Raw genomic sequence first — 2262 nt, 5'->3', positions numbered from 1 at the left:
GAGCTGCCCCGGCTGCTGGTGCAGGGGCCCTGCTTCGGCGATGCCAAGGCGTCGGTGCTGGCCGCCGCCTCCGGTTTCGTGCTGCCGTCGTTTTCCGAAGGCCTGCCGATGGCGGCCCTCGAGGCCATGGCCCACCAGCTGCCCTGCCTGCTCAGCGGTGCCTGCAACCTGCCGGAAGCCTTCAGTGCCGGCGCCGCCCTGCCCGCAGAACCCGATGCCGTCGCCCTCGCCGCCTCCCTGCAGCAGCTGTTGGCCCTCAGCGCCGCCGAGCGTTCCGCCATGGGCGCCGCCGGCCGGGCCCTGGTGGCGGAGCGCTACAGCTGGCCCCGGGTGGCGCAGCAGACACGCCAGCTCTACAGCTGGATGATTGGCGGCGGCGAGCGGCCGGGGTTTGTGGAGTTGGGCTGAATGCCCGTAAGAATCCCGGAAAATTCCCGTACAATCGGATTGATGTCTTCGCGATTCAATCCATGAGCACGGCGCGTTTGGAGGTTCGCCTCCCCGATCGCCTCAGTGATCGCCTGGAGGCGCTTGCCACCGCAGAAGGGCTCACCAAAACCGATGTGTTTCGCCGCGCTCTTGCCCTCTACCTGCTGGTGAAGGAACGGGAAGAAGCAGGTGCCACCCTGCAGTTCGTCACCGACGACCAGCGTGAGACCTTGATCAGCATCTGAATGAGCGATCCCACTGTTGACTTCAGAGCTCTGCTCGTGCTTTTGCTCAGCTTCTTCCGACCCATTCCTGAGAAGAGGGCCGACTGGGCTGCAGGTGTGCTCCAGTTGGTTCTTGGTGGAGCGATTGGATTTGCTCTGAAGCGTTCTTCCTGATTGCCAGATCTAGGTTGATCCAGCAGCTTGACCACTACCGCACCCCGCCCGACTGGCACCCCGGAGCCTCCACCCTGGTGCAGACGGCCTGGTTTTGGCTGGCGTGCGCAGCTGCTGCGCCTCTTCGGGGCGCGCATCGGCTCCGGTTGCCGCATCAAGCCCGGCCTGCGGGTCAAGTTCCCCTGGCGCCTCGTGGTGGGCCACGCCTGCTGGCTGGCGGAAGACTGCTGGATCGACAACCTCGCCCCCGTCACCCTCGCGGATCGGCGCCGGGGCTGTGGTGGCCCTCGGCGCCGTGGTGAGCGGCAGCGTGCCCCCAGGCGCGGTGGCACAGCCCAGTCCCGCGGTGAGCTTCCCTGCCTGCTCAGTCATTGCTCTGAATGAAAGGGGGATCGGCTGCACAATGAGCCCATGAACCGTTCAGCCGACTGGCTGCATCAGGCCAGGGCCGATCTGGCTCTCGCCTCCTTGAGTGCTGAGGCGGGTCACCACGAGTGGGCTTGCTTTGCCTGTCATCAGGCTGTGGAGAAGGCCCTCAAGGCTCTGCATCTCGAGCTCGGTCAGCAGGTTTGGGGCCATGGTCTGGGGAGGTCGCTCCAGGAACTGCCGTCGGCGGCGGCGGCCCAGCTGGCTGCCGCGGTGCCCGATCTGGCTGACAGGCTGCGCATTCTCGATGCGCTCTACATCCCCACCCGCTATCCCGATAGCCTTCCCGATGGTGCTCCGACCGATCATTTCGGCCGTTTGCAAAGCCAGGACGCTCTGAGCCATGCCCGTGCGGTCGTTGACGCAATCCGTGCTGCGCTGGCCCAGTCCTGAGCAGGTGCTCGCTGAAGCGCAGGCCTGGGCGCTGGAACAGCGATCCCGGCATCCCTCCCTGCTTCAGGTGGGGGTGTTCGGCAGCTACGGCCGCGGCACTGCCGCTGTGGGCAGCGATCTTGATCTTCTGCTCATCGATGCTGCCGCCACCGGACCGCAGCACCTGCGCCTCCGCCAGTGGCCCCTGGAGCAACTCCCCCTCAGTTGCGATGCTCTGGTGCTGACTCCCGCCGAGTATCACAACCTCCTGGCCAGTGGCAGCCGCATGGCCCTGGAGCTGCAGCGTGATCTGCGTTGGTTCGGCCCCACAGCCCACAGGCCGCCAGGTGTTGCGCCCCGGTGATCCAGCAGCTCGATCGCTACCGCACCCCACCCGACTGGCACCCCGGAGCCTCCACCCTGGTGCAGACGGCCTGGTTCTGTCTGGGCTCTCCCCTGCTCGCGGCCCGCTGGTTGCCTGGTTTTGCCTGGCGTGCGCAGCTGCTGCGTCTCTTCGGGGCGCGCATCGGCTCCGGTTGCCGCATCAAGCCCGGCCTGCGGGTCAAGTTCCCCTGGCGCCTCGTGGTGGGCCACGCCTGCTGGCTGGCGGAAGACTGCTGGATCGACAACCTCGCCC

5 protein-coding genes and 1 pseudogene are annotated in these 2262 nt (G+C 66.8%); all 6 read left to right on the top strand.

The genetic code is table 11. From position 1 onward, the window contains the following. On the top strand, window positions 1-408 hold a 408-nt coding region (locus VB716_RS05580), incomplete at its 5' end, for a glycosyltransferase (RefSeq protein ID WP_323269967.1). Window positions 409-470: 62 nt separating this feature from the next. Next, complete coding sequence (locus tag VB716_RS05575; protein WP_323269966.1) at window positions 471-674, top strand: ribbon-helix-helix protein, CopG family; 204 nt, start codon at window positions 471-473, stop codon at window positions 672-674. A 180-nt stretch (window positions 675-854) separates the two neighbouring features. Next, window positions 855-1211, top strand: a complete 357-nt coding sequence (locus VB716_RS05570; RefSeq protein WP_323269965.1) for a hypothetical protein — start codon at window positions 855-857, stop codon at window positions 1209-1211. A 27-nt stretch (window positions 1212-1238) separates the two neighbouring features. Next, a complete protein-coding gene (locus tag VB716_RS05565) occupies window positions 1239-1646 on the top strand; it encodes a HEPN domain-containing protein (RefSeq protein ID WP_323269964.1) in 408 nt (135 codons plus the stop codon). Beyond that, window positions 1603-1989: a nucleotidyltransferase domain-containing protein gene (locus VB716_RS05560; RefSeq protein ID WP_323269968.1), complete on the top strand. Its 387-nt coding sequence runs from the start codon at window positions 1603-1605 to the stop codon at window positions 1987-1989. The genes VB716_RS05565 and VB716_RS05560 overlap by 44 nt, the downstream gene beginning before the upstream one ends. Beyond that, window positions 1986-2262 (top strand): annotated as a pseudogene (locus tag VB716_RS05555) (putative colanic acid biosynthesis acetyltransferase); the annotation flags it as partial. The gene VB716_RS05560 and the pseudogene VB716_RS05555, both read left to right, overlap by 4 nt.

The organism is Synechococcus sp. CCY9201 (assembly GCF_034931105.1).
In the GTDB taxonomy this organism is placed as follows: Bacteria; Cyanobacteriota; Cyanobacteriia; order PCC-6307; family Cyanobiaceae; genus CBW1002.
The sequence above is the reverse complement of the archived record's forward strand: the minus strand, read 5'-3'. Positions and strand labels throughout refer to the sequence as shown.

What these genes read in the sequence shown, in the direction of transcription:
- VB716_RS05565 (WP_323269964.1), top strand. Translation starts at nt 1,239, where the DNA reads ATGAACCGTTCAGCCGACTGGCTGCATCAGGCCAGGGCCGATCTGGCT.
- VB716_RS05575 (WP_323269966.1), top strand. Translation starts at nt 471, where the DNA reads ATGAGCACGGCGCGTTTGGAGGTTCGCCTCCCCGATCGCCTCAGTGAT.